The sequence below is a fragment of the Paenibacillus sp. J45TS6 genome, from assembly GCF_018403285.1.
Taxonomy (GTDB): Bacteria; Bacillota; Bacilli; order Paenibacillales; family Paenibacillaceae; genus Paenibacillus.
The window spans coordinates 1-340 of sequence record NZ_BOSJ01000088.1 but is presented as its reverse complement, the minus strand read 5'-3'; the positions used below and the strand labels follow the sequence as shown (position 1 = coordinate 340).

General features: G+C 40.9%; 1 rRNA gene. It reads right to left on the bottom strand.

Annotated elements, in window-relative coordinates:
- Positions 1-252: 252 nt before the first annotated feature.
- Positions 253-340 (bottom strand): 16S ribosomal RNA (locus KJS58_RS25120); the annotation flags it as partial.

Below are 340 nucleotides of genomic sequence, written 5' to 3'. Positions count from 1 at the left end.
ACTCCGGTTGGCATTCGCCAAAAGTCGTTCATCATTCAAAAATTTCGCTAAGCAATCTATTAATCTTCACTTGTTTAACACAAGTTCAGCTTAAAGGATATTTCTAAAATCGCAAAATTGTTTCGTTTATCTAGTTTTCAAGGAACAAGTTTTGAGAGATTGGACTCTCAAAACTGAACAACGAGTGAGTAACAGGCCTAAAACCTGATTTTAGATTTGAATGTTTCCGTTTCAGGAAACGATTCTCCATAGAAAGGAGGTGATCCAGCCGCACCTTCCGATACGGCTACCTTGTTACGACTTCACCCCAATCATCTACCCCACCTTCGACGGCTGGCTC